Annotated in this window: 1 protein-coding gene; it reads left to right on the top strand. The window is 61.3% G+C overall.

Annotated elements, in window-relative coordinates; translation table 11 throughout:
- Positions 1 to 1,145, top strand: a 1,145-nt coding sequence (tuf, locus tag NDI72_RS21865) for an elongation factor Tu (RefSeq protein ID WP_283801792.1), incomplete at its 3' end; no start/stop codon positions are given.

Below are 1,145 nucleotides of genomic sequence, written 5' to 3'. Positions count from 1 at the left end.
ATGGCCAAAGGTAAATTTGAGCGTACGAAGCCGCATGCGAACATCGGCACGATTGGTCACGTTGACCACGGCAAGACGTCTTTGACGGCGGCGATCACGAAGTATTTCGGTGAGTTCCGCGCGTATGACCAGATTGACGGCGCGCCGGAAGAGAAGGCCCGCGGCATCACCATTTCGACCGCGCACGTTGAGTACGAGACGGAGAACCGTCACTACGCTCACGTCGATTGCCCCGGCCACGCCGACTACGTGAAGAACATGATCACGGGCGCTGCACAGATGGACGGCGCGATCCTGGTGGTTTCGGCCGCTGACGGCCCGATGCCGCAGACCCGCGAGCACATCCTGCTTGCGCGTCAGGTTGGCGTTCCGGCCATCGTCGTGTTCCTCAACAAGGTCGACCAGGTCGACGACGAAGAGCTTCTCGAGCTGGTTGAGCTCGAGGTTCGCGAGCTTCTGTCGTCCTACGACTTCCCGGGCGACGACATTCCGATCGTCAAGGGCTCGGCTCTTGCTGCTCTCGAAGACTCCAACAAGGAGATCGGCGAGGACGCAATCCGCAAGCTGATGGAAGAAGTCGACGCTTACATCCCGACGCCCGAGCGTCCGGTTGACCAGCCGTTCCTGATGCCGATCGAAGACGTGTTCTCGATCTCTGGCCGCGGTACGGTTGTGACGGGTCGCGTCGAGCGCGGCATCATCAAGGTCGGCGAGGAAGTCGAGATCGTTGGCATCCGTCCGACGACGAAGACGACCTGCACGGGCGTTGAAATGTTCCGCAAGCTGCTCGACCAGGGCCAGGCTGGCGACAACATCGGCGCGCTGATCCGTGGTGTTGACCGTGAAGGCGTTGAGCGCGGCCAGGTGCTGTGCAAGCCCGGTTCGGTCAAGCCGCACACGAAGTTCAAGGCAGAAGCCTACATCCTGACGAAGGAAGAGGGTGGCCGTCACACGCCGTTCTTCACCAACTACCGTCCGCAGTTCTACTTCCGTACGACGGACGTGACGGGTGTTGTGCACCTTCCGGAAGGCACCGAGATGGTCATGCCTGGCGACAACGTTGCCGTTGACGTCGAGCTGATCGTTCCGATCGCGATGGAAGAGAAGCTGCGCTTCGCTATCCGCGAAGGCGGCCGCACCGTCGG

The organism is Nitratireductor sp. GZWM139 (assembly GCF_030068685.1).
Taxonomy (GTDB): Bacteria; Pseudomonadota; Alphaproteobacteria; order Rhizobiales; family Rhizobiaceae; genus Nitratireductor; species Nitratireductor aquimarinus.
This window is presented reverse-complemented; position numbering and strand designations above follow the sequence as displayed.